This window comes from Prevotella sp. P5-92 (assembly GCF_002251245.1).
GTDB lineage: Bacteria > Bacteroidota > Bacteroidia > Bacteroidales > Bacteroidaceae > Prevotella.
In genome coordinates this window covers 1-1,293 of the sequence record NZ_NPJG01000065.1, presented here as the reverse complement: position 1 = coordinate 1,293, position 1,293 = coordinate 1, and the positions used below count along the sequence as shown (strand labels likewise).

1 protein-coding gene is annotated in these 1,293 nt (G+C 49.0%); it reads right to left on the bottom strand.

Going from position 1 to position 1,293, the window contains the following annotated elements; all coding sequences use genetic code 11:
* A partial coding sequence (locus tag CIK99_RS15285; RefSeq protein WP_158215928.1) for a hypothetical protein occupies positions 1-1,293 on the bottom strand: 1,293 nt, incomplete at both ends.

Here is a 1,293-nt window from a genome sequence, read left to right as displayed (position 1 = left end):
TTCCATTCTCAATATAGAAACCATTCCGCTGGCTTCCTGCAGGTATGCGGCGACCGCCCAGATCGTATGTCTCCTTTGCTCTGCGCTCCTCATCGTATATCTTCACTATGCCCGTAGCATTTTCATCGCCGATTACGGAGAGAAGGATGCTACGCATGAAGGCAGCAGATGAAGTAGTTGCATTGCGTGACGAGATGGTCAGATAGTGACGCATAGGCTTGAGACTATAGTAATGTTGCCATGTGCCGTCGCTATGTAGCGTATATGGGTCATAAAGAGTCGAACCACTTGCGCCCTCCCCATTGTATGTGCCTTTGAACACGTATTTGTAGTCCACGCTCTGGCAGTCGATGCTCTGTGCCTCTGCCAATGCAGGTTGCACGTTCGTAAGATTCAATACCATGTTCAAGTCGTTTTCGCTTACAGGCTTAACAAGATAAGGATAGTTGGCCTTGAGTGTCACGCCTTCGGTCTGGCGGAAGCTCTCCACCACGGTCCTGTCTGCATTGCCGTCATTGTCGGTGTCATACTGATGCACGTTGTTGATGCGCGAGAAGGCAAACTTGTCGCAAATATCCTTTGTAAGCGTAAGCTCGAACGGCACATACCATGTGGTCCAATTAGTATTCGAGAACGTGCGGGTGTAGGTGAAGTTGGTGGCAGTGAACACAGCCTTATTGTCATACGCCGTGGCATCCTCCAAAGTGAGGGCTTCGGCAACAAATCCGCCTGATGTCTCATTTGCCACTACGCTTCCATTGCTTGTGGCATAATAGTCCGTATGTCCGCAGCCTTCTCTCTGGCATTGGTTGCTGTATATTTTCTTGACTTCATTGAACGTTATTTCAGTCATGTTGTGTCCGAGAACTGGTACTGTCTGTTTATAACTGTCGGTGAAAATTGCACCTGCAAAAGCGTGTGAGGTCTTGAAATAGTTATAACCGACCTCCGTGCAAGCCGCCGGCGTATTAGGGTGTTCATCATCATGAACGGCTGTCAATTCTGGCGTCTCCACCTTTCCACATACTGAGCAGGTAAATGTGGCAGTGACTGTGGCGTCGGTCTTGTCATCGTTGTCAGCCCAGTTGAAGATGTCCTGGTAACTCTTGTCGTGATTGCCGTTTGCCTCGGTTGTGGCATTGGCGTCGTAGGCGTGGGCATGAAGCTTATTCTCCTCAGCATAAGAGGAGGAATTGCTACACAGAGGGGTGGTTCCTTCATGTTGATATCCGGCATAAACTACACCATGAGTGTTGTTAAGGACAGGATATGTGTCAGATGTTTCTCCTCCTA